Annotated in this window: 23 protein-coding genes; 9 read left to right on the top strand and 14 right to left on the bottom strand. The window is 43.3% G+C overall.

The features are described from left to right. Positions 1 to 15: 15 nt before the first annotated feature. A complete protein-coding gene (locus FTU90_RS09925; RefSeq protein WP_034608524.1) occupies positions 16 to 576 on the top strand; it encodes a lecithin retinol acyltransferase family protein in 561 nt (186 codons plus the stop codon). A gap of 82 nt (positions 577 to 658) precedes the next feature. On the opposite strand, the gene FTU90_RS09920 is transcribed toward FTU90_RS09925, so the two are convergent. Then, entirely contained in the window at positions 659 to 1,570 is a 912-nt protein-coding gene (locus tag FTU90_RS09920) for a bestrophin family protein (protein ID WP_005096746.1), read from the bottom strand. Positions 1,571 to 1,638: 68 nt separating this feature from the next. Then, positions 1,639 to 3,366: a glutamine--tRNA ligase/YqeY domain fusion protein gene (locus FTU90_RS09915; protein ID WP_005171137.1), complete on the bottom strand. Its 1,728-nt coding sequence runs from the start codon at positions 3,364 to 3,366 to the stop codon at positions 1,639 to 1,641. A 422-nt stretch (positions 3,367 to 3,788) separates the two neighbouring features. Between FTU90_RS09915 and FTU90_RS09910 the strand changes: the two genes are divergently transcribed. Further along, positions 3,789 to 4,298: a peptidylprolyl isomerase gene (locus tag FTU90_RS09910; RefSeq protein WP_005171140.1), complete on the top strand. Its 510-nt coding sequence runs from the start codon at positions 3,789 to 3,791 to the stop codon at positions 4,296 to 4,298. A 110-nt stretch (positions 4,299 to 4,408) separates the two neighbouring features. Beyond that, positions 4,409 to 5,128: a UDP-2,3-diacylglucosamine diphosphatase gene (locus tag FTU90_RS09905; protein WP_159138156.1), complete on the top strand. Its 720-nt coding sequence runs from the start codon at positions 4,409 to 4,411 to the stop codon at positions 5,126 to 5,128. Positions 5,129 to 5,158: 30 nt separating this feature from the next. Here the strand turns inward: FTU90_RS09905 and FTU90_RS09900 are convergent, their stop codons facing one another. Together FTU90_RS09900 and hpaI are read right to left on the bottom strand one after the other, a co-directional pair. Then, positions 5,159 to 5,377 (bottom strand): hypothetical protein, encoded by a 219-nt coding sequence (locus FTU90_RS09900; protein WP_005096740.1) that lies wholly within the window; start codon positions 5,375 to 5,377, stop codon positions 5,159 to 5,161. Between the two features lie 528 nt (positions 5,378 to 5,905). Then, positions 5,906 to 6,700 carry a 4-hydroxy-2-oxoheptanedioate aldolase gene (gene hpaI, locus FTU90_RS09895; RefSeq protein ID WP_180072522.1) on the bottom strand — a complete coding sequence of 265 codons (795 nt, stop codon included), beginning with the start codon at positions 6,698 to 6,700 and terminating at the stop codon, positions 5,906 to 5,908. A 243-nt stretch (positions 6,701 to 6,943) separates the two neighbouring features. Here hpaI and nfsB point away from each other — a divergent pair, with 243 nt between their 5' ends. Continuing rightward, positions 6,944 to 7,597: an oxygen-insensitive NAD(P)H nitroreductase gene (gene nfsB / locus FTU90_RS09890; RefSeq protein ID WP_180072520.1), complete on the top strand. Its 654-nt coding sequence runs from the start codon at positions 6,944 to 6,946 to the stop codon at positions 7,595 to 7,597. A gap of 106 nt (positions 7,598 to 7,703) precedes the next feature. Further along, positions 7,704 to 7,931, top strand: a complete 228-nt coding sequence (locus FTU90_RS09885) for a hypothetical protein (protein ID WP_180072518.1) — start codon at positions 7,704 to 7,706, stop codon at positions 7,929 to 7,931. Here the strand turns inward: FTU90_RS09885 and FTU90_RS09880 are convergent. From FTU90_RS09880 to FTU90_RS09865, 4 genes are all read right to left on the bottom strand, one after another. Continuing rightward, a complete protein-coding gene (locus tag FTU90_RS09880) occupies positions 7,894 to 8,748 on the bottom strand; it encodes a DMT family transporter (RefSeq protein ID WP_180072516.1) in 855 nt (284 codons plus the stop codon). The two genes, FTU90_RS09885 and FTU90_RS09880, sit on opposite strands and share 38 nt — an antisense overlap. 85 nt (positions 8,749 to 8,833) lie before the next feature. Then, complete coding sequence (gene fba, locus FTU90_RS09875; RefSeq protein ID WP_100535006.1) at positions 8,834 to 9,874, bottom strand: class II fructose-bisphosphate aldolase; 1,041 nt, start codon at positions 9,872 to 9,874, stop codon at positions 8,834 to 8,836. 119 nt (positions 9,875 to 9,993) lie between these two features. Further along, on the bottom strand, positions 9,994 to 10,272 hold the full coding sequence (locus tag FTU90_RS09870) for a hypothetical protein (RefSeq protein ID WP_100535005.1): 279 nt from the start codon (positions 10,270 to 10,272) through the stop codon (positions 9,994 to 9,996). Positions 10,273 to 10,425: 153 nt separating this feature from the next. Further along, the gene (locus FTU90_RS09865; protein ID WP_074382847.1) at positions 10,426 to 11,613 is read right to left on the bottom strand and encodes a phosphoglycerate kinase; all 1,188 of its coding nucleotides are present in this window, start codon (positions 11,611 to 11,613) and stop codon (positions 10,426 to 10,428) included. Between the two features lie 139 nt (positions 11,614 to 11,752). On the opposite strand from FTU90_RS09865, the gene FTU90_RS09860 reads away from it, so the two are divergent. From FTU90_RS09860 to FTU90_RS09850, 3 genes are read left to right on the top strand one after another with little or no spacing between them, the layout of a single operon-like run. Continuing rightward, the gene (locus tag FTU90_RS09860; protein WP_005096732.1) at positions 11,753 to 12,136 is read left to right on the top strand and encodes a DUF2237 family protein; all 384 of its coding nucleotides are present in this window, start codon (positions 11,753 to 11,755) and stop codon (positions 12,134 to 12,136) included. Next, the gene (locus FTU90_RS09855) at positions 12,136 to 12,729 is read left to right on the top strand and encodes a nucleoside triphosphate pyrophosphatase (protein WP_005096731.1); all 594 of its coding nucleotides are present in this window, start codon (positions 12,136 to 12,138) and stop codon (positions 12,727 to 12,729) included. The genes FTU90_RS09860 and FTU90_RS09855 overlap by 1 nt, the downstream gene beginning before the upstream one ends. 26 nt (positions 12,730 to 12,755) lie before the next feature. Further along, positions 12,756 to 13,925 carry a cupin domain-containing protein gene (locus FTU90_RS09850; protein WP_159138158.1) on the top strand — a complete coding sequence of 390 codons (1,170 nt, stop codon included), beginning with the start codon at positions 12,756 to 12,758 and terminating at the stop codon, positions 13,923 to 13,925. 58 nt (positions 13,926 to 13,983) lie between these two features. Here the strand turns inward: FTU90_RS09850 and FTU90_RS09845 are convergent, their stop codons facing one another. The 5 genes from FTU90_RS09845 to FTU90_RS09825 all read right to left on the bottom strand — a co-directional run bounded on the left by FTU90_RS09845 (position 13,984) and on the right by FTU90_RS09825 (position 18,888). Next, entirely contained in the window at positions 13,984 to 15,906 is a 1,923-nt protein-coding gene (locus FTU90_RS09845; RefSeq protein WP_159138159.1) for an ATP-binding protein, read from the bottom strand. Beyond that, on the bottom strand, positions 15,906 to 16,589 hold the full coding sequence (locus tag FTU90_RS09840; protein ID WP_159138160.1) for a response regulator transcription factor: 684 nt from the start codon (positions 16,587 to 16,589) through the stop codon (positions 15,906 to 15,908). The genes FTU90_RS09845 and FTU90_RS09840 overlap by 1 nt, the downstream gene beginning before the upstream one ends. 220 nt (positions 16,590 to 16,809) lie before the next feature. Continuing rightward, complete coding sequence (locus FTU90_RS09835) at positions 16,810 to 17,592, bottom strand: glutathione S-transferase N-terminal domain-containing protein (RefSeq protein WP_180072514.1); 783 nt, start codon at positions 17,590 to 17,592, stop codon at positions 16,810 to 16,812. A 109-nt stretch (positions 17,593 to 17,701) separates the two neighbouring features. Further along, positions 17,702 to 18,211, bottom strand: coding sequence for a ribonuclease E activity regulator RraA (gene rraA / locus FTU90_RS09830; protein ID WP_005171166.1), 510 nt, complete (start codon positions 18,209 to 18,211; stop codon positions 17,702 to 17,704). Positions 18,212 to 18,222: 11 nt separating this feature from the next. Further along, positions 18,223 to 18,888 (bottom strand): NAD(P)H-binding protein, encoded by a 666-nt coding sequence (locus FTU90_RS09825; RefSeq protein ID WP_180072512.1) that lies wholly within the window; start codon positions 18,886 to 18,888, stop codon positions 18,223 to 18,225. 214 nt (positions 18,889 to 19,102) lie between these two features. Between FTU90_RS09825 and rpsT the strand changes: the two genes are divergently transcribed. Beyond that, entirely contained in the window at positions 19,103 to 19,369 is a 267-nt protein-coding gene (gene rpsT, locus FTU90_RS09820) for a 30S ribosomal protein S20 (RefSeq protein ID WP_005171172.1), read from the top strand. 251 nt (positions 19,370 to 19,620) lie between these two features. Here rpsT and FTU90_RS09815 read toward each other — a convergent pair. Then, a protein-coding gene (locus FTU90_RS09815; protein WP_373687593.1) for an IS5 family transposase occupies positions 19,621 to 20,368 on the bottom strand; the annotation gives its coding sequence in 2 pieces (ribosomal slippage) (positions 19,621 to 20,038 and positions 20,037 to 20,368; 750 coding nt in all). Positions 20,369 to 20,553: the final 185 nt, after the last annotated feature.

Raw genomic sequence — 20,553 nt, 5'->3', positions numbered from 1 at the left:
TGGCTTAATTCTGATATGCAACAGACTAAACGGTTTCCCATAGGAGCGCACCTTATGGTTAAACATTTCGGTTATACCCATCATGGGATATACGCTGGACGTGGTCGTGTTATTCATTATTCGGGCTTTGCACATTTATTTAAGAAACGCCCCATTGAAATAACCTCTATTGAAAAATTCAGTCATGGCAAAGCGATTCATGTGCAACATTATGACTCAGCGAAATATAAAGGCCGTAAAGTTGTGCGTCGCATGCGTTCCAGAATGCATGAAAATAATTATCATCTGATTATCAATAATTGCGAACATCTGTGTACTTGGGCGATTACCGGCGTAGAAAGCAGCCCGCAAGTGATCTATATGATGAATCGCCTGACCACGATTGGTTATATCAGCTCGATGATGAGTTTCATGAACAGCATGTTCCTGACCCTGACCACGACGAGTTTTGCCTTGGCCTTGTACATCAAGAAGAAGCTTAGAGATAAAGCCAATCTGCGTTTGCAACAATACCGTGAATTGCAAGATCAGGCTAAAACGAAAGTGTCAGACCTGACTAATCTTAAACATCGTTAATTTAAAGCTCAGCCTGCCGATGATTTTTTGTTAGTAAGAAATTTTGAGTTCGGGTTTAAACTTTGATATTAAAAGGAACAGATCAGGTTAAATAACCTTTTTTGGCCTGAATCGCTTCAGGTAAACCTTTACCCAAAGAGCTTAAGGTTTCCCGCTCTACCAGTCGTACCATTGAATCGAGTGGCAGATCATTATCCTGTAGCCCAAAAGGCTCTTCTAGCTCAGCACTGAGCTCATCTAGGCCTAAGAGCATATAAGCAATCAACCCGACCAGAATCGGCGTCCACAGGCCCAGATTGGCCTGCAAACTAAAAGGCAAAATAAAACAGAACGAATACACTGCACGATGTAACAGTACCGAATAAGAAAATGGCAATGGCGTCGACAGTATCCGGTCACAACCGGCCTGAATATTGCCCAAGGCCACAGTATGCTGATTCAAATTGTTATAAATAATATCGCTGATGTTGCCCTGCTTATATTGCTGAACCAACTCCTTTTGCATCTGTTCCAGCACCCATTGTGAAGGATTGATTTGCACGAGCAACTGATCGAATGCCATATTTTCAAAATGCGTGGTTGTTTGGTAATGCTGAATACTTTGTACTTGCTGTCTGAGCCGGTCACGCAACAGATGGCTAAACAGCATCATGCGATATAACAAGACCTCGCGGGTCTGATCATCCAGCACATGGCTGTCCCGGCATAAATGACGTGTGGTGGCGATTAGCGCTCCCCAGAGCTTGCGCCCTTCCCACCAGCGCTCATAACATGCCGTATTTCTAAAGCTGAGAAAGATCGAAAGAATCACACCAAAAATGGTAAAGCCGATTGCGGGTACGGCAGGAAGATTCACAAAATGTGCCTGACTCAAATAGACCAGTAGGCCGGAAATAAAGACCACCAAGACTAAAGCCGGCAATACCTTAGGCAAAATTGTGCCCTGCCAGGCAAACAGTAAACCGATACTATTGTTTTTATCACGCACAATCATGGCATTTTCCCTGCTGTATTGAAAAAGCCCAACCGAAGTTGGGCTTTTAATATCTGATTTAAACCTGATTATTTGCCTGGCTTGAAACTGTCTTTCAAGTCAAGAATACGGTTAAATACTGGTTTCTTGCTATTATGATCGTATTGATCGGCAACGAAGTAACCTTCACGCTCAAACTGGAAGCGATCTTCCGGTTGAGCTTGCGCCAATGCCGGCTCAATCACGGCTTGAACCACCTTTAAGGATTCAGGGTTCAAGTTGGCCAGGAAGTCATCACCCACTTCAGGATCCGACTCAGTGAACAGACGTTCATAAATACGGACTTCGGCAGGCACACCTTTAGTCGCAGATACCCAGTGAACCACACCTTTCACCTTGCGGCCTTCAGGATTCTTACCCAAAGTTTCAGGATCAATCGAACATTTCAGCTCAACCACTTCACCATTTTCATCTTTAATGACTTCATCACATTTGATCACATAGGCATGACGTAAACGTACTTCACCACCTGGAATCAGACGTTTAAAGCCTTTTGGTGGTTCTTCCTCAAAGTCTTTACGGTCAATAAACAGCTCAGTGGTTAAAGGAATCACGCGCTCCCCCATATCCACGTTCGGATGACGTGAATGGGTCAGATCCATATCTGCTGGCAAGTTGCTTAAGGTCACTTTCAGTGGATTTAACACGGCCATACCACGCGCTGCAGTATTTTCCAGAGACTGGCGGATGCAATATTCCAGCATCGCGACATCCACAATACTGCCATCCACTTTCGATACACCGACACGCTGACAGAAATCACGCAGACCTTCAGGTGTAAAACCACGGCGACGCATACCGACTACGGTCGGCATACGTGGATCGTCCCAACCATTCACATGAGCACCTTCAACCAGTTTACGTAATTTACGTTTCGAGGTGATGGTGTAATCCACGTTCAAACGGCTAGATTCATACTGACGTGGCACAGATGGTGATTTAACCTTTGCCACCACCCAGTCATAGAACGGACGGTGATCCTGGAACTCTAATGTACAAAGCGAGTGAGTAATGCCTTCAATCGCATCAGACAATGGATGCGCATAGTCGTACATTGGATAAATTTTCCATGTATCGCCTGTCTGATGGTGCGCTGAATGCAAGATACGATACAAGATCGGATCACGCATATGTACGTTCGGTGAGGTCATATCGATTTTAGCGCGTAAAACAGCCTGACCTTCAGCATATTCACCGCTACGCATCTTCTCAAAACGTTCCAGATTCTCTGCAACAGTTGCATCACGTTGTGGCGAGTTCTTACCCGGCTCGACAAAGTTACCGCGGTTTAAACGGATGTCTTCGGGGCTTTGTAAATCCACATAGGCATCACCCTGTTCAATCAGCTGAACCGCCCATGTATAAAGTTGATCAAAATAGCTCGATGCATAGCGCGGCTCGCCCTCCCACTGGAAGCCCAACCATTTCACATCATTGGCAATACCATCAACATATTCCTGTTCTTCAGCATCCGGATTGGTATCATCAAAACGAAGATTACACACACCCTGGAATTCTTCAGCAATCCCAAAGTTCAAGCAAATTGCTTTCACATGGCCAATATGTAAGTAGCCATTTGGCTCAGGCGGAAAACGCGTGACGATCTGTTGGGTACGACCAGCGGCTAAATCATCCGTAATGACCTGACGTACAAAGTCCAAGCCCGGTTGTTGTTCTTGCTGCTGCACTGAATCGACTGCATTGTTCTTTTGGGTCGGGTTCTCGGGCAGAGATGTCACAACATCATTTGGCTTCATGATCAATCATTCACTTCTAAAGTTAAAAAGGGATTAACGAATATTTAATCGCACAGGTTGTACGCATATTCATTATCAAAGTTCCTTAGTTTAACTAGAGGTGAATAATCTCTCAACCGCTAACTATGGTATTTGATTTCAATTCACCCATTTTAAAAAATGAAAATACGGCGAGTTGCCTGAAACTAAAATATCAGTGCCTGTACAAGCAGTAAAATCATTAATTTACGCCAATTCAAAATAGGGTGCCTGATAGGGCAATATCTGAAATGCCTTGATAAATCAACGTATAAATAAGGTACTATTTTTATGCTTTTAACAAAGAAAATAATGTTTTTACTTGCCTAGTCGATTGTAGTTTGCTTATGCTTCACTCATTCAGAAAAAACCATGGCACTCGTCCATGATTAGGAGATTACACAATGAGTTTTCCTCAAGTCGAATTAAACACCAATAAAGGTCGTATTGTTCTTGAACTCAATGCTGAAAAAGCACCTAAAACAGTGGCTAACTTTTTAGAATATGTGCGTGACGGTTTTTATGACGGCGTAATTTTCCACCGTGTGATTGATGGTTTCATGATCCAGGGTGGTGGTATGGATGAAAACTTCAAAGAAAAAGCGACCCGTGATGCAATCGAAAATGAAGCAGACAATGGCTTAACTAACGATTTGGGCACAATTGCCATGGCGCGTACGCAAGCTCCACATTCTGCATCTGCTCAATTCTTCATTAACGTTGGCAACAACGCATTCCTTAACCATTCTGGTAAAACAGCACAAGGTTGGGGTTATGCAGTATTTGGTAAAGTGACTGACGGCATGGACATTGTCAACGAAATTAAAGGCGTTCGTACTGGCAACCGTGGCTACCATGCTGACGTTCCACTAGAAAATGTGGTAATTGAATCTGCAAAAATCATTTCTGAATAAAAAACGTCCTCTCCGTTCTTTATGAGTTTTAAAGCGATGCTTTAAAACGGTGTAATGGAAAATCCCTCATATAAATGAGGGATCTAGAGAGGAATAAAAGGAAAAGATTCGTGACCTATCTGTTTATCTCAGATTTACATTTGTCACCTGATCACCCTCGACTTGTTCGGGGGTTTTTAGATTTATTGACCAAATATCAAGATCAAAATACCCGATTGTATATTTTGGGTGACTGGTTCAATGCCTGGATCGGTGATGACTATACAGCCCCATGGCTGGACGAAATTATCACTGCCTTAAAACAGTTTATTCAGGCTGGCAATCAGGTATATTTTCAGGCAGGCAACCGGGATTTTGTTCTCGGCAGCAAGTTTTTAGCTCAATTTGGCGGAAAGCTGCTTCCTGAGATAGACCAACTGAACATTGCAAGAACACGTTTTCGCCTGGAACATGGTGATGCACTGTGTACCGATGACATCGCTTATCAGCGCTTTAAAAAGATTATCCGGCATCCACTTCTGCTAGGCTTATTAAAGCGTACACCGCTGTCTTTCCGTAAAAAATTAGCCAATGGCTTTCGTCAGCAAAGTCATCAGGCGCAGCAGTTTAAAAGCTATGAAGTGATGGATGTTAATGATCAGGCCGTTGAGCTGGCATTACAAGACGTTGACGTATTGATCCATGGCCATACGCATCGCGCAGCCATTCATCCGCTAGGTCAGAAAAAAAGAATCGTACTGGGTGACTGGAAGGAAGACAGTGCCGAGATACTGGAAATTCAGGAAAACCAAGATTTCGAAAGCCTAAAACTAAAAAAGTGGCGATATTAATCGGCCACTTTTTTTAAGATATGTGTTTGCTTAGCACAGACGATAAAGCTTATTCACACCGGTATAGAAACTTTTACCATCAAGGTTAAACAGGATTTCTTCACCTGTTTGTAGCTGGATCATTTTTCCAACTTCTACCCAGATAAAACCATCCTGAGTGTTTTGTTTACGCTTTAAAGGAACCAGTTTAACATTAATTTCGCCACCATTTACGGCAGTGGCGGTATGCCATTCATTTAATATATTCAAAATATTTACTCATAAAATGAGCTTTTTGTGACTGTACAAAGAGATTAAGAAAACCAAATTTGTATAATAATTCTGTAGTTACTAGATGTTATTCAAGCTCAAGCTTGAACCAAAAGTGAATCACAATTAGCTAGAAATAATAAAAGCGAGAACTATACTCGCTCGAAGTGTTATCACTATACACCTTATTTTTGATGAAAGCAAACATACATTGTCATTACAAATAATGCCTGCCTGATTTTTAAAACAATGATTGTACAGAAATTTTATGAAGGTAATTGTCTTTGATAGATATCACTTTTATAAATGATTCACAGCTGCTACAAGGCCATTAAAACAAATAGCAGACAGCAAAAGTCCAGTTCTGCTCTTCTCATCATTCAGGAAAGAAGCATATTACGCCTTATGTTAGGCCAAAAAACAGACAATCATCTTGTTAGATTTGAATGAATAGATCATTGCAGACAAGTTCTGATTAAAAATCATTCAGAATCTTATCTAATCCATTCATTCAGACCTGATAAATGATTAATATCCCGTATTTGTTTTAATTACATTTATATCTGTTTTATATTTTCCCAACAAATCCCGCAATGAATTCATCAAAACACTGGTATCTACCCCGACTGCAACAAACTCAGTGCCAAGTTCGATATATTTTTGCGTCACTTCATGCTGGGTTGACAAAATTCCTGCAGCTTTGCCTGCAGAACGAATCCGCTGAATTGCATCAATTACAGCTTTTTGTACTTCAGGATGATTCGGATCACCCTGATAGCCCATGGTAGCAGACAGGTCTACGGCGCCAATAAACACGCCATCAATCCCGTCGATCTGAAGAATAGCATCCAGATTTTCCAGTCCGGTCACAGATTCAATCTGGATTAATAGACAGATTTCTTCATGTGCAGTCTGATAATAATTTGGAATGCTGTTCCAGCGGGTGGCACGTGCCAGTGCAGCACCAACGCCACGAATTCCTTCAGGCGGATAACGGACTGCCCTGACCATGAGTTCGGCCTGTTCCACGGTTTCTACCATCGGAATCAACAGCGTTTGTGCACCGATATCGAGGAGCTGCTTGATCAATTGCACGCTGCCAATAGGCGGTCGTACCACTGCTTGCGAGGGATAAGCAGCAATACTTTGCAGTTGCGACAAAGTCGTTCTCAAATCGCTAGGCGCATGCTCACCATCAATCAGCAGCCAGTCATAACCTGCATTTGCCGCAATCTCGGTTCCATAGGCATCTGCCAGTCCAATCCATAAGCCGATTTGCTGCTGGGTTTTCAGTTTGTGTTTAAAGTAATTGGTCACTTGCATCCGCTAACCTATTTGCATGTTGCTGGCGATGCCTCTTATTAAACGCTTCTCGCTTAAAAGTGCCAATAGGCAAAAACTGGATTTTAATCTGATTTAACTCTAAGTTTTGCTTGAATCCAGCTCAAGATCATCTCAGAACAGGCTTTGCCTAATGCCTTTTTATTGTAATAATCAGGGGATGTGAAAAATGTATATATTTAAAACTTCTACTCGCTGTTTATTTAAAAAGATTGGAGTCCATTGATGGATTTACTCAAGATCACACAGACCCGCTATACCACTAAAGCCTATGATCCTAGCAAAAAAATCCCGGCAGAACAGTTCGAGCGCTTATTAGAAATTTTGCGTCTGGCACCCTCTTCGATCAATATTCAGCCTTGGCATTTTTTTATTGCCGATCATGATGCCGCCAAACAGCGCATTGCCAAAGCCTTGGTCGGTACTTATGCCTACAATGCACCCAAAGTTCTGGATTCTTCGCATACCATTTTATTCTGCACCAAAGCCGATATTAATGAGTTGCATCTGGAAAACTTATTGAACCGCGATGATCTCAGTGGCCGATTTAAAGATGAATCGGCCAAGGAAGGTCAGAAAAACACCCGTGCAGGTTATATTCATTATTATCGTAATGAAAAAGGTGATATTCAGCGTTGGGCTGAAAACCAGACCTTTATTGCACTCGGTCAGATGCTCTTGGCTGCCGGAATTGAAGGTGTCGATGCCACACCAATTGGCGGCTTTGATGAAGAGATAATTAGTGAAGAATTACAACTCGCAGAACAGGGTTTAATTCCCTCTGTCTTGCTGACTTTGGGTTATCGCAGTGAAAATGATTTCAATGCCAAACTACCTAAATCACGCCTACCTGCTGAAGATATTTTCACCAAACTGTAAGGAATTTATGCTATAAAAGGGGTCAAGCGCCCCTTTCCATATCAATTCGGGCCTATTTTTTGCTTTATTTAATTGACATCTAATAGAATAACAATAGAGGTCATCTATGTCGCTCCTTACATCCAAATCCCTGAAATTTGAATGCCATCATTGCGATAAAATTTATCTCCAGCACTATAAAGAGCAACAGCATCGTTATCCGCACTGTCCAGACTGCCAACAGGCCGGTTTATTGCTTGGACTGGCCGAAGCAGGTGACCTGCTCCGACATACGATTGAATTTGCATCCTCTTATGTCAAGCAGACATTGCATAAGCTAGGCAAATCACACTAGTGAGACCTAGCAGTAATCCTAGAGTACTTGCAGGTTTGAGCCGTTCTTTAAAGAATACCAGACCTGCTATCACACCAAATACCACCACCAGAATATTCATGCCAGCAAAGACGATCGCAGGTGAATCCTTAAGCAACATATGGGCTTTGACATAAAACGCAATATTGGCAAAATTCAGCACACCCAATAACAGACCAGCGCCGATATTCTGCATCGAGCCCAAGCTTTTATATTTGATTAACAGATAGCCCATCGACATGATCAGAGCGCAAATAAACATCAGATTGAGTGCAACGGCGAACTGCAAACCTAAACTGGTTGTATATTTTAATAATACATCAATCAGTGCATAACCCACCCAGACCAGCCCCAGATACAACATGCCCTGACTGCCCTGTCCTGCTCCTTGTCGATGTGAAAATAAAATACACAGTACTGCGCCAATACCTAGGGCAATACCGAGTATTTTCAGCTGATTAAACTGTTCCTGAAAAATAAAATAAGCCGCCGCCAGTGACAAGACTACAGAAAGCCGCTGGGCGATTTCTGTTTTTAAAATTCCAGCGCTTTCTAAGGCTTTGGCCAGCAACAGAAATACGCTCGGAAGCAAAATACCCAATGCCAGAATGAGGAACCATGGTGTCTGGCTTGGTGAAATATGCTGGATATCCGGCTTGAACCAGAAAAAGCACAACAAGCTGGCGGTGGCATAATTCCAGCTAATCATGTAGATCGGACTCAGCCCTCTGTTTTTGGCGACTTTTAATAATATTGAGACCACAACGCTACACAGCGCTGCTGCGAAAATCAGTTCCATATGCTGCTCTTATTCTTGCTCTTTATCAGTCTACAAAAAAGCCCACATTCGCTGTGGGCTTTTTCTATAAATGATTCACTGGGAATTATTTATTATAGTACGACACCATTTTCTCTAAAGAAATTGGGCGAATCTTGTCTGCATTACCCGCAGTACCAAATGCTTCATAACGGTCTACACAGATTTGCTTCATGGCATCAACCGTTGCGCTGAAGAATTTACGTGGATCGAATTCGCTTGGCTTTTCAGCCATCATACGACGCATTGCACCAGTAGACGCTAAACGCAAGTCAGTATCGATGTTGATTTTGCGTACACCGTGTTTGATCGCTTCAACCAGCTGCTCAACCGGAACGCCATAAGTTTCCTTGATGTCGCCGCCATACTGGTTAATTACTGCCAACCACTCTTGTGGCACAGAGCTTGAACCGTGCATAACCAAATGCGTATTTGGAAGTGCTGCATGAATTTCTTTAATGCGGTCAATCGCCAGAATATCGCCTGTAGGTGGACGCGTAAATTTGTACGCACCGTGTGAAGTACCTACAGCAATCGCCAGCGCATCCACATTGGTATCTGCAACGAAACTACGTGCTTCTTCAACTGAAGTCAGAAGTTGAGAATGATCGAGTACGCCTTCTGCGCCCACGCCATCTTCTTCACCCGCCATACCTGTTTCAAGGCTACCCAAACAACCGATCTCACCTTCTACAGAAACGCCACATGCATGTGCCATTTGAACCGTACGACGAGTCACATCAACGTTGTATTCGTATGAAGTTGGGGTTTTGCCATCTTCACCAAGTGAGCCGTCCATCATCACTGATGAAAAGCCGAGCTGGATTGAACGTTGGCAAATGTCAGGGCTGGTTCCGTGGTCTTGGTGCATTACCACTGGAATATGTGGCCATTCTTCAATTGCAGCCAAAATCAGGTGACGCAAGAACGGAGCGCCTGCATATTTACGCGCACCCGCAGATGCTTGTACGATAACAGGTGAATTGGTTGCATCTGCTGCAAGCATAATTGCACGCATTTGTTCTAAGTTGTTTACGTTAAATGCTGGTACGCCGTAAGCATGTTCGCCGGCGTGATCCAAGAGCTGGCGCAATGAAATAAGAGCCATAATATCCTCCCAGTGAATGCCACATATTCTACATGTTCAAAGGTTTCAATTCAGCAACAAATAACACTATTTAAAAAAAATCCCTGCTTTTGCAGGGATTTTGTCTCACATGCACTGGATTAAGGTGCTACAGGCTCAGAAGTCGCTGCAACTGACTGGTCTGCAGTTGCTTCATCTGCTGGCGCATTGGCAATTTCAGCTGGAATATCGGTATTTTTTTCATCTAAAACTGGCTGGTCAATAGCATCAATGGCTGCTTGCTGCTCTGGCGTTATAGTCTCATTGGCTACTGCTGCCGAGCTTTCTGTTTCAGCGACCGGTGCATTTTCCTGTTTCGCACATGCAGTCAGTGCCAATGATGCAGCGAATAAAGCCGCCAAAGTTAACTGTTTTTTCATCACGTGATCTCATCATTTGGTGATTTAATGACTGCATCTTATGACAGATTTATTGCATTTTCATGACGAAGCCATGAAGGGTAAGTTTTCATTGTCAAAAAAATGACATAAAAAAGCTGGCACTTGGCCAGCTTTTTAGCTTAGGACATGCAATCAAGCACGTTCTAAGAGTACGGCAACTGCAGGAAGGGTTTTACCTTCAACGAATTCGAGGAATGCACCACCACCCGTAGAAATATAGCCAATTTTATCTGCTACTTCGTACTTGTCGATTGCAGCTAATGTGTCACCACCACCCGCGATCGAGAAACCGGCAGATTCAGCAATCGCTAAAGATAAAGTTTTGGTACCTTCGCCGAATTGATCGACTTCAAACACACCCACCGGGCCATTCCAGAGAATGGTTTTAGAGGTTTTCAGGATTTCTGCAAATGCTTTCGCAGTTTCCGGACCTACATCCAGAATCATGTCGTTATCAGCAACATCGGCAACATTTTTCACAGTTGCTTTCGCAGCAGCCAATGAACCCAGGAAATCTTCAAAGTTGATTTCAGAAGCATCGGCAACCACAACGTCAGTTGGAAGTGGCACTGATACTTTTGCAGCAATGGCTTTTGCAGTATCGATCAGATCTTTTTCACACAGTGACTTACCAACGTTATAGCCTGCCGCAGCAAGGAAAGTATTGGCAATACCACCACCCACGATCAATTGATCGCAGATGTCAGACAGTGAAGTCAACACATCAAGTTTAGTCGATACTTTAGAACCCGCAACAATTGCCACCATTGGCTTTTCAGGTGTCTTAAGTGCACGGCCTAGTGCATCAAGTTCAGCTGCCAATAAAGGACCTGCTGCTGCAACTTTAGCAAGACGCGCTACGCCTTCAGTCGATGCTTCTGCACGGTGCGCTGTACCGAATGCATCCATCACGAATACATCACACAGCGCTGCATATTTTGCAGCAAGTTCAGGATTGTTTTTCTTCTCACCAACGTTAAAACGGCAGTTCTCAAGCAACACAACTTGACCCGGCTGAACCTCAACGCCATCTAGGTAGTCGGTAAATAATTTTACGTCTTGACCCAAAGCTTCAGTCAAGTAAGCCGCTACAGGTGCAAGCGATTGTTCAGCTTTAGGCTCACCTTCAACCGGACGACCAAGGTGAGAATACACCATCACTGCAGCGCCTTTTTCAACTGCTGCTTGAATGGTTGGCAATGCTGCACGAAGACGCGCATCGCTGGTGATCACACCATTTTTAACAGGAACGTTTAAATCTTCACGGATCAGAACACGTTTACCTGCTAAATCGAGGTCAGTCATACGCTGAAAGTTCATGTAGAGCTCACTTTATAGATATTAAAACCAGCCGATTTTAAATGATTATGCAGAAAAAGGTTAGCATCTTTTGCAGAAAACATTCTGAATGCCAAAGTTTTGTTATGATAGAAAAAAGCTTCTTTTAGATTCAGTGCCTATGTCGATACATCCTGATCCAAATCTTAACCGTTTGAACGTGTTAGGTGAGCCTTTATCAAGCTGCTGCTTCGATCCGATTACCGGTTATTTCCGCAATGGCTTTTGCCATACTGCGACCACTGATCTGGGGCAGCATACGGTATGCGCGCAGATGACGTCGGAATTTCTCAATTTCTCGCAAAAAGTGGGCAATGACCTGATCACACCTTTGCCAGAGCTGGACTTCCCTGGCCTGCAACCCGGTGATTTCTGGTGCCTCTGCGTGACACGCTGGGTCGAAGCCTATGAAGCAGGTCAAGCGCCCCCGATCAAGCTGCAAGCCTGCCATAAAGCGGTGCTGTCTTATGTACCTTTAAATATTCTTGAGGAATATGCTGTCTAATGAATGCTGTACAGATTATTTTGGCATCCTCCAGCCAAACCCGTAAAGAGTTGATGGATCGCCTGCATATTGATTATATTTCTCTAGTACCGGATATCGATGAGTCTCCTCGCGGTGAAAATCACGCAGATGATTTGGCCAAGCGGCTGGCTTTTGAGAAAGCCAAATATATTGCTGAGCAAAATCCTGAAGCGATTGTGATTGGTTCGGATCAGGTGGCATGGCGTGAAGGCGCACCAGATATTTTTATTGGCAAACCTTTAACCCCTGAAAAAGCCATTCGCCAGTTACAGGCCAATTCGGACAAGATTGTCTATTTTAGTACTGCACTCAGTGTGCAACAGCAGGCTACTGGTTATGAACGAACGCTGGTCGAGCACTATAAAGTCAAGTTCCGTAAACTGTCCAAAGCCGAAATTGAACGCTATGTCACGATTGAACAGCCACTGCATTGTGCCGGCAGTTTCAAATGTGAAAGCCTCGGCATCAGCCTGTTTGAAGAAATGATCGGGCAAGACCAGACCACTTTGATGGGCATGCCGATGATCAAGCTGTGTCACATTCTTCGTGAATTGAAAATTTTAGTTCCTTAATCTCCCCTTAATTCAGGCTGTAATCTATGTCTCAATCTTTAGACGTTTTAGGCGGAATCACCGCTGAACAATTTTTGAGTGAATACTGGCAAAAAAAACCGTTACTGGTGCGTAATGCGATGCCTGAAATTGCCAATCTGCTTGAACCTGACGACGTGATGGAACTTGCGCTTGAAGAACACGTCACTGCGCGTTTAATCAAGCAAAAAGACCGTGATCCGAATCAGTGGAGCGTGAAATCTTCGCCTTTACTTAAAGCTGATTTTCAGAAAATGCCCAAGCTATGGACACTTTTGGTTCAGGCGGTAGATCATTATTCATTTGACCTGTCGGAAATGTGGAAAAAGTTCCCGTTTATTCCACAGTGGCGCCGCGATGACATCATGGTGTCTTATGCACCTCAAGGCGGCTCTGTAGGAAAACATTTTGATTTTTACGATGTCTTTCTGGTACAAGGCTACGGGCATCGTCGCTGGCAGCTCGGACAAATGTGTGATGCCGAAACTGCATTGGTTCCGGGTCAGCCACTGAAATTATTGCCTGAAATTGAGGTGAATTTTGACGAAGTTCTGGCACCTGGCGACTTGCTGTATGTGCCACCTGGTTTGGCGCATTACGGCGTTGCAGAAGATGATTGTCTAACCTTTTCCTTTGGCTTCCGTATGCCAAATGTGAGCGACATGATGGACCGTGTTGGTGATAAATTTTCTGAGAATGAAAGTTTACGCAATCCGCTGGTTGATATTATTCGTGACCAAGTCGGAGCCATTGGTGAAGTCAGCGGCAATGAGCTGGAATATCTAAAAGAACAGATCATGCAGCAACTGCATAATTCGAATGTTTTAGAAGATGCCATTATGACTTTAATGTCAGAACCCAAATATCCAGAGAACCTTCCGGAAGCGGAAGAAATCGGCACAGGTGATCTGGAAGAAGCACTGGATCAGGGTTATAGCCTGATGCTCGAACCGGCTTCACGCTTGCTCTACACTGAAGCAGACGGCGATGTTCTGTTCTGGGCCAATGGTGAAGGGATTGAGATCTCTGAGGCATTTACCACAAAACTCAAGCAGCTTGCAGACGGTGAAATCATATTGCTGGATGAAAACTTCGCTGATGAAGATATTCTGGAAGATGTCGCGGCATTATTAAATGATGCGGTACTGATGCTGGTTCCGCCAGCAGAACAAGACTAATTCTAAGCTAAAGCCAAATAAAAAGAGGATTAAATAATCCTCTTTTTATTTGCAAAGATTAGGGTTGATAGAGCTCCAATACGACCTGAATCACTGTATGCCCTTTCTCAGACTCAATCTGAAACACGCCTCCCATACGTTCGACCCGCATTTTCATGCTGCGCATCCCAATACTCAGACCATTTTTTTGCACTATTTCAGCATCAAACCCAACGCCATTGTCCTGAATACTTAAAGTGAATTGATGTGGCAGAAAATATTCCAGACTGACTTTCGCCTGACTGGCCTGACTGTGCTTAATGATATTGGTCAGACTTTCTTCGACCACCCGAATCAGGGCCAAACATTGCAATGCGGTCGGTTCACGCTGCCAGACTTTTGGAAATAACCATTCAACCTCAATATTTATCTCTTCCAGCAACTGGGTAAAACGATAACGTACCGGGGCAATCCAGAGTAGTGGGGTTTCCGGTACTTTATTTTCGATAGACGAACCACTATCAATGATTTGTCTGAGATCATCTCTGAGCAATTTCAGCATGGAAAGAAACTGTCGGTTGGGAATGCTGTCAGTACTCTGATCGACCAGAATCATAGAGCGCACAATCGAGCCTCCTAGCCCATCATGCAGTTCATGCGATAAGTTAATCCGCTCCTGTAAGCGGACATTATCCAGCTCCAGTTGATGTTTATCGTTCAGGCTTTTATTCAGATCAGCGCCGACCTGCTGGACTTTACGTTCTAACTGGCTATTAAATTTTTCGATTTTCCTGACATTACGATTCAACCGCGTGGCCATAATCAGTACCACAAACAGGGTAATAATTGGTGAGGTATAGGGTGATAAAGGTGAAAAATCACTAATTGCCGTTTGACTTAAAATGATCAGATCTACGATTACACATAACAAAATCCCCCACAGACACAGCATCAGGAAAAGATATTCCCCATTGCGGGTTTTAAGTGCGTGATAGCTCACATAAATAATACAGCTTATAAATAATCCCACATAGAAAATAAATGCTGTGCCCAGTACCTGCCCCAGATAATCCAAGGAACTCATCACAATCAGCAGAGCAAATAAAAGCGTGATCAGGATAAATCCCCGCTCCACATACTTAAATCTCTGTTTTAAAAAGCGGATCAAATACAGACTAAAACAGTGGATATAGGCAATAAAACAAAGCATATTGGCTTTGCTGGCCGCGATGCTGGAGCGAAACGGAAAGCTTTCTGTGGTCAGTACATTGGAAATAAACAGAATCCATAGGAATGAACTGAGTGCCAGCCAGCCAAAGGTGGTTTCTGAACGTCGAAATTGCCAGACAATGAAGCAGATGATCCCAATCATTGCTGAGAAAATCATATTCATCTGAAACAGCGTGCGGCGATCCCAGATTTCGCCTAAATGCTTCTGGCTATTGACCAGCACATTATTAAATTCAATTTTACCCAGTCCGGCGTTCTGAAAACTATAACCCTGTACATAAACCAGAATTTCATTGCTGTCCTTGTTTAAGCCACTGATGGGCAAAATCCAGTAACGCGGCATATTCCAACTTTTTGACAATGGTTCTTGCAGGTGCTGATCTGACCAGAGTAAATCACCATTCAGGAACACGGCGCCAGCCGAATTAATATAATCAATGGAAAAGGCAATCGGTTCTGCAAGACGAATATTGTCTTGGCATGACCAGTTCCAAACAATTTTATACCAGGCCCCACCATGATAATCTTTCCAGTTACGCTGCCAGTTATCCGGCAAACTGACACTTTGCCAGCCGGATGCAGGCATCTGGCTAGGATTCTGCACCTGAACCTTTTGAATGTAGTCAATCTTCACGTCACAGAGATCATTGACCTGAAAATGGTCTTGCGCCTGACTCATAGCACTTAGCAAACACAGCCAGCAGCAAAAGAGCAAAATACCGATCCATTGCAATCTCTGTCGCTGCCTGCTTCCAGAACGAGCTGGATGCATCACAGAATTCCTAAATGCCGTGCGGTACTGACTGCCTTGGTACGCCGACTGACGGACAGTTTCCGGTAAATATGCTTGATATGACTTTCCACGGTATAACGTGACACACAAAGTTGCTCGGCAATCTCTCGATTACTCAGGCCTTGTGCGACCAGTGACAGAATTTCTTTTTCCCGATGGGTCAGCACTTCCTGCTCGGCATCCGAGTGGTTGCGTTCGACTGGTGGTGATGAAGCAGGTATAGAAATCTGCTTGAGAATTTCCCGCGCAATAAAAGGATCAATTGGCGCGCCACCCCGTAAAATACTGCGGATCGCCAAAGTGACCTCCACATCATCGCGTTCTTTTAATACATAACCGGTGGCACCCGCCTGAATTGCGGTAAATAAACTGTTCTGCGTACTCCAGGCCGAAACCACCAAAATCAGAGTTTGTACGTCATTTTCGCGAATTTTTTCAATAATCGAAATCCCACTTCCATCCGGCAGCCCCAAATCGACCAATGCCAGTGAAATCGGCTGTTGTTTTAAAATGAAATATGCTTCTTTAAGATTATTGGCAAAGAGCAGAACATCTTCGCTATAGCCCAAATTGGTTAATATAATTTTTAAACGTCGTTGAATGACATACTCATCTTCAACGATTAATACAGGTACTGGCAAGACTGCCTCTAGTGCTGTCATAAGCACGCCCCTTATATTTATTGTTATGTCACCTTGAAGAGTAAAATATAACCAAAAAAACTCTAAAAATCATGATTTATTTCATTTTTATGCTATTTCTTTCTAGCCTCATAGGGATATTCTAAATACCGTCTGCTTAAAACCAGCATAAAAAAATGCCATCTACGCAGTGAATGGCATTTCTTAAGCACAATTTTAGAGTTTTAATAGGCTGAATATTTTAAGCGGCGCCGTATTGCTGTTTTAAATATTTTACAATCTCAGCTGATTCAAACATATTCACGCCTGTATTTGGATCGACCAGATAAGGAACCTGAATATTATTTCCCATCATTTCAAATAAATGTTCACGCTTCCCGCCTGGTAGTGGTTCATATTTCCCCGGTCTTAAGCGCAACTTGGCTGGCCCATAATCCTGCCAGCGTTCTTTGGCGACATTGTGAAAAATAAAGGGAACTTCCAGCTCACTCAAAACGGCGCGTATGATCCGGGTATAAGGACTGGCCTCAAAACCCCATAATTCTAGTAACTGTTCAGGTGTTGGCCGATCCTTGATCTTGGGATTCACCATTCCTCCGCGTAAACCGTTGATGACTGTGCCAGCAATTGCAGCCACCGGAATTTTGGGATAGTGAGCATATTTTTTGGGTGTCTTGCCTGTTTTGCCATAGTGCTTGAACAGATGATGAATAATATCTTGCGATTCATAAAGTCGATCGCCCGTATTTTCATCTACCAGAAATGGAAACTGGAGTTTTCCGCCTAATTGCTGAACTTCGGGACGAAAATGAGTACCACCCCGTGGACATGGATAGACTTCATAATCCAGATTCAGCAAAGTCATGACTTCACGCACCCGGCGACAAAATGGCGAACCCTCATATTCATAGAGCTTTAAGGCTTTTTCAGGCTGATTCGGAAATGGTGTACCGACCATACCACGTCCACCTTGAGCGACTGCAGAAGCCAAAGCTTGTGCAACTTTAATTTGATGACCCAACATAATATTTTCCTGTTTTTGTTTTATTCAACTGAAAGACAGAATCTAAGCATCCTGTCTTTCGCGGTATAGATCAGTTTTGTTGTTATTCTTTAATGTAGCACTTGGCCAATTAAGCCACTAAGGCTGTTTTAGAGACCACAATGCCATTATTGTCTGCATAGACATAATCGCCAGCATTAAACGTGACTCCACCAAAACAGAGGGTGATATCCACCTCACCCACGCCCTTGCGATTGCTCTTCTGTGGAATAGCCGCCAATGCATGTACACCAAGGTCTAATTCAGCAATCGCATCGACATCACGCACACAACCATAAATAATCACACCATTCCAGTGATTTTTGACCGCAGATTCCGCAATCAGGTCACCCATCAAGGCACAGCGCATCGATGCACCGCCATCGACCACCAGTACCTTGCCTGTTCCATCTGTGGCCAGTAACTCTTTCACCCGGGAGTTATCTTCAAAACATTTCACCGTCACAATCTGACCGCCAAAAGTTTTCCGGGCCCCATAACTCTTAAAAAATTTACCGTCCAGACAAGGTGTCACCACTTGAAGCTCTAATTCCGGATGATCATCTAATAAGTCACAGGTGACAAATGCTGCTGTAGACACGGTGTTTCCCCTCATTTCATTTTTTGTATGCGTAAATTATCATAAATTTCAAATTTTACCGTCTGAGTCAGCGCGGCCTCGACCATAGTATGAGCTACCTGCTCGGCTGTCACTGGCTTATAAGCAAAACCATCCGGAATAAAACGCGATATTTTATGATAAACCTGCTGTGCGGCATCCTCCAAAAAACGCTGCTCGGGACGTTCGCCAATTAATAATGAAGGCCGAATCAGGCTGATTTTATCCAGACTCAAGGTCTGTACATATTCTTCTAGCTGGCCTTTAACCTGATTATAATAAAAATGAGACTGGGAGTTGGCGCCCATCGCACTCAACAGCAAGTAATGCGCTGAAGTCTGTTGCAGCAATTCGGCAAAATGGGCATTAATAGTATAATCAATATTATAAAAGGCCTGCTTGGATCCGGCTTGTTTCATGGTACTGCCCAAACAGCTAAAACCGTGACTGTGCTCGCTGACATCCTGATCATTCAGCATCAGAAAATCTTCAAGTACCAATTGCTGGACTTTATCCAAACTATTCAGATCATTTTGATATTTTCTGACCACTGCAGTAATCTGCTGGCAAGTTGGCTCGTCTTGCAGACGTTTTAAGAGTTGTTTTCCCACCAAACCGGTGGCACCTATGACGATGGGATGAATCAGCGATTTAGTCATTTTTTATACGATCTCCTAGGTAGAATACTAATCTAACGTTTTCTTTAGAATTTTTCTGCATCTAAAATGTTGTCAAAGCATGTCAAGACTTGACTTCGGTGCTCAGTTTAATCAAAATATGGCACTTGTTTACGGGCTGGTGATAATTCCTCTGATGATGGTTTTCAGTTGAGTTTCAGCCCGCCCAGACCAATCTATTTCAAGGAGTGCACGAGTGGCAAACTCTGCTCAAGCTAAAAAACGTGCTCGTCAAAACGTTAAAGCACGCAAACACAACGCAAGCTTGCGTTCTATGGTTCGTACCTATCTTAAACGTACATTAGCTGCTATCGGCACTAATGACTATGCTGTTGCTACTGAAGCGTACAAAACGCTTGTTCCAGTAATCGACCGCATGGCTGACAAAGGCATCATCCATAAAAACAAAGCAGCTCGTCACAAGAGCCGCTTGAACGCACAAGTTAAAGCATTAGCTAACTAATTTGTTGCAATGAAAAAAGCCCTTTTTAGGGCTTTTTTTTGTGTCTGCTAAAAAATGATTCTGTATTTTTCTCATTTTTATTTTCAATTTTTTACTCTGATACAATCCCATATAAAAATTATGGTATTCTAAATCATATTGCTTACATCACTATAATTTTAAGCTTGTCACTATTTTGCTGGCTGTGAAGGGAATAAAAACCATGATTACAAAATATTTACCATCTTTAGAGAAGTTTCTAGGGCGTGTCATCAATTAAGCCAAATGATTGTTGAAGCCAGGTAGATCGCTGATAAGAAGTTTTGAGCCAATTTATCATAGCGTGTGGCAATAGCACGATACTGCTTGAGCTTGGCAAAAAAGTTCTCGATCAGATGTCTTGCCTTGTAGAGATTTCGATCATAATCACGCTGATCAATAGAATTACTTTTCGCTGGCATCACAACTTGACTCTTCGCCTCTAAAATTGGATCAATGACTCGATCCCTGGAGTTGTAGGCTTTATCCATAAGCCAGGTCTGGCTCAACGATAAGTCCAGCAACACATCTGAACCGTTTAAGTCATGGACCTGCCCATCAGTGAGATAAAATCCTGTTGGGTTGCCTAAAGCATCAGTACGGGCATGAATTTTGGTGCTTAAGCCCCCTTTACTGCGTCCAATCGCCTGATTTTTTCCCCCCAGCGCTGTGTTGATGAGCACGTACAATGGTGGAGTCTAACATGGCATATTCATTATCACTGTCATGTGACAGTACTTCAAAGACTCTCTGCCACACACCTGTTTTAGCCCAACGACTAAAACGAGTATGCACGACTCTAAAATCACCAAAGCGTTGGGGTAAGTCTCGCCACGGGATACCTGAACGATACCGATACAATACCGCTTCAACAAATAGTCGGTTATCTTTGGCCGTTACTCCAACAGTACCCATTCGTCCAGGTAACAGATCTTTAATCTGTTCCCACTGCTCATCTTTTAATGCATAGCGTTTAGTCATAAAAGTATAATGGGGACAAGGCGGTTTTCCTCAAGCTAATTGATGACACGCCCTAAATTGTTTAGTCCCAGATTTTAATGGTGCAATATTCTCAGATAAATGGAAGGAAGCACTATGGGACAAGTTCTACACAGCAGCGCCACAACGACACAGGCAGTGCGTCGAGCAATACAAAATAGTCAAGA

Source organism: Acinetobacter sp. YH12200 (assembly GCF_013418175.1).
GTDB lineage: Bacteria > Pseudomonadota > Gammaproteobacteria > Pseudomonadales > Moraxellaceae > Acinetobacter > Acinetobacter pseudolwoffii.
Note: the sequence above shows the minus strand (reverse complement) of the source record. Positions and strands in the feature narration are given on the sequence as shown.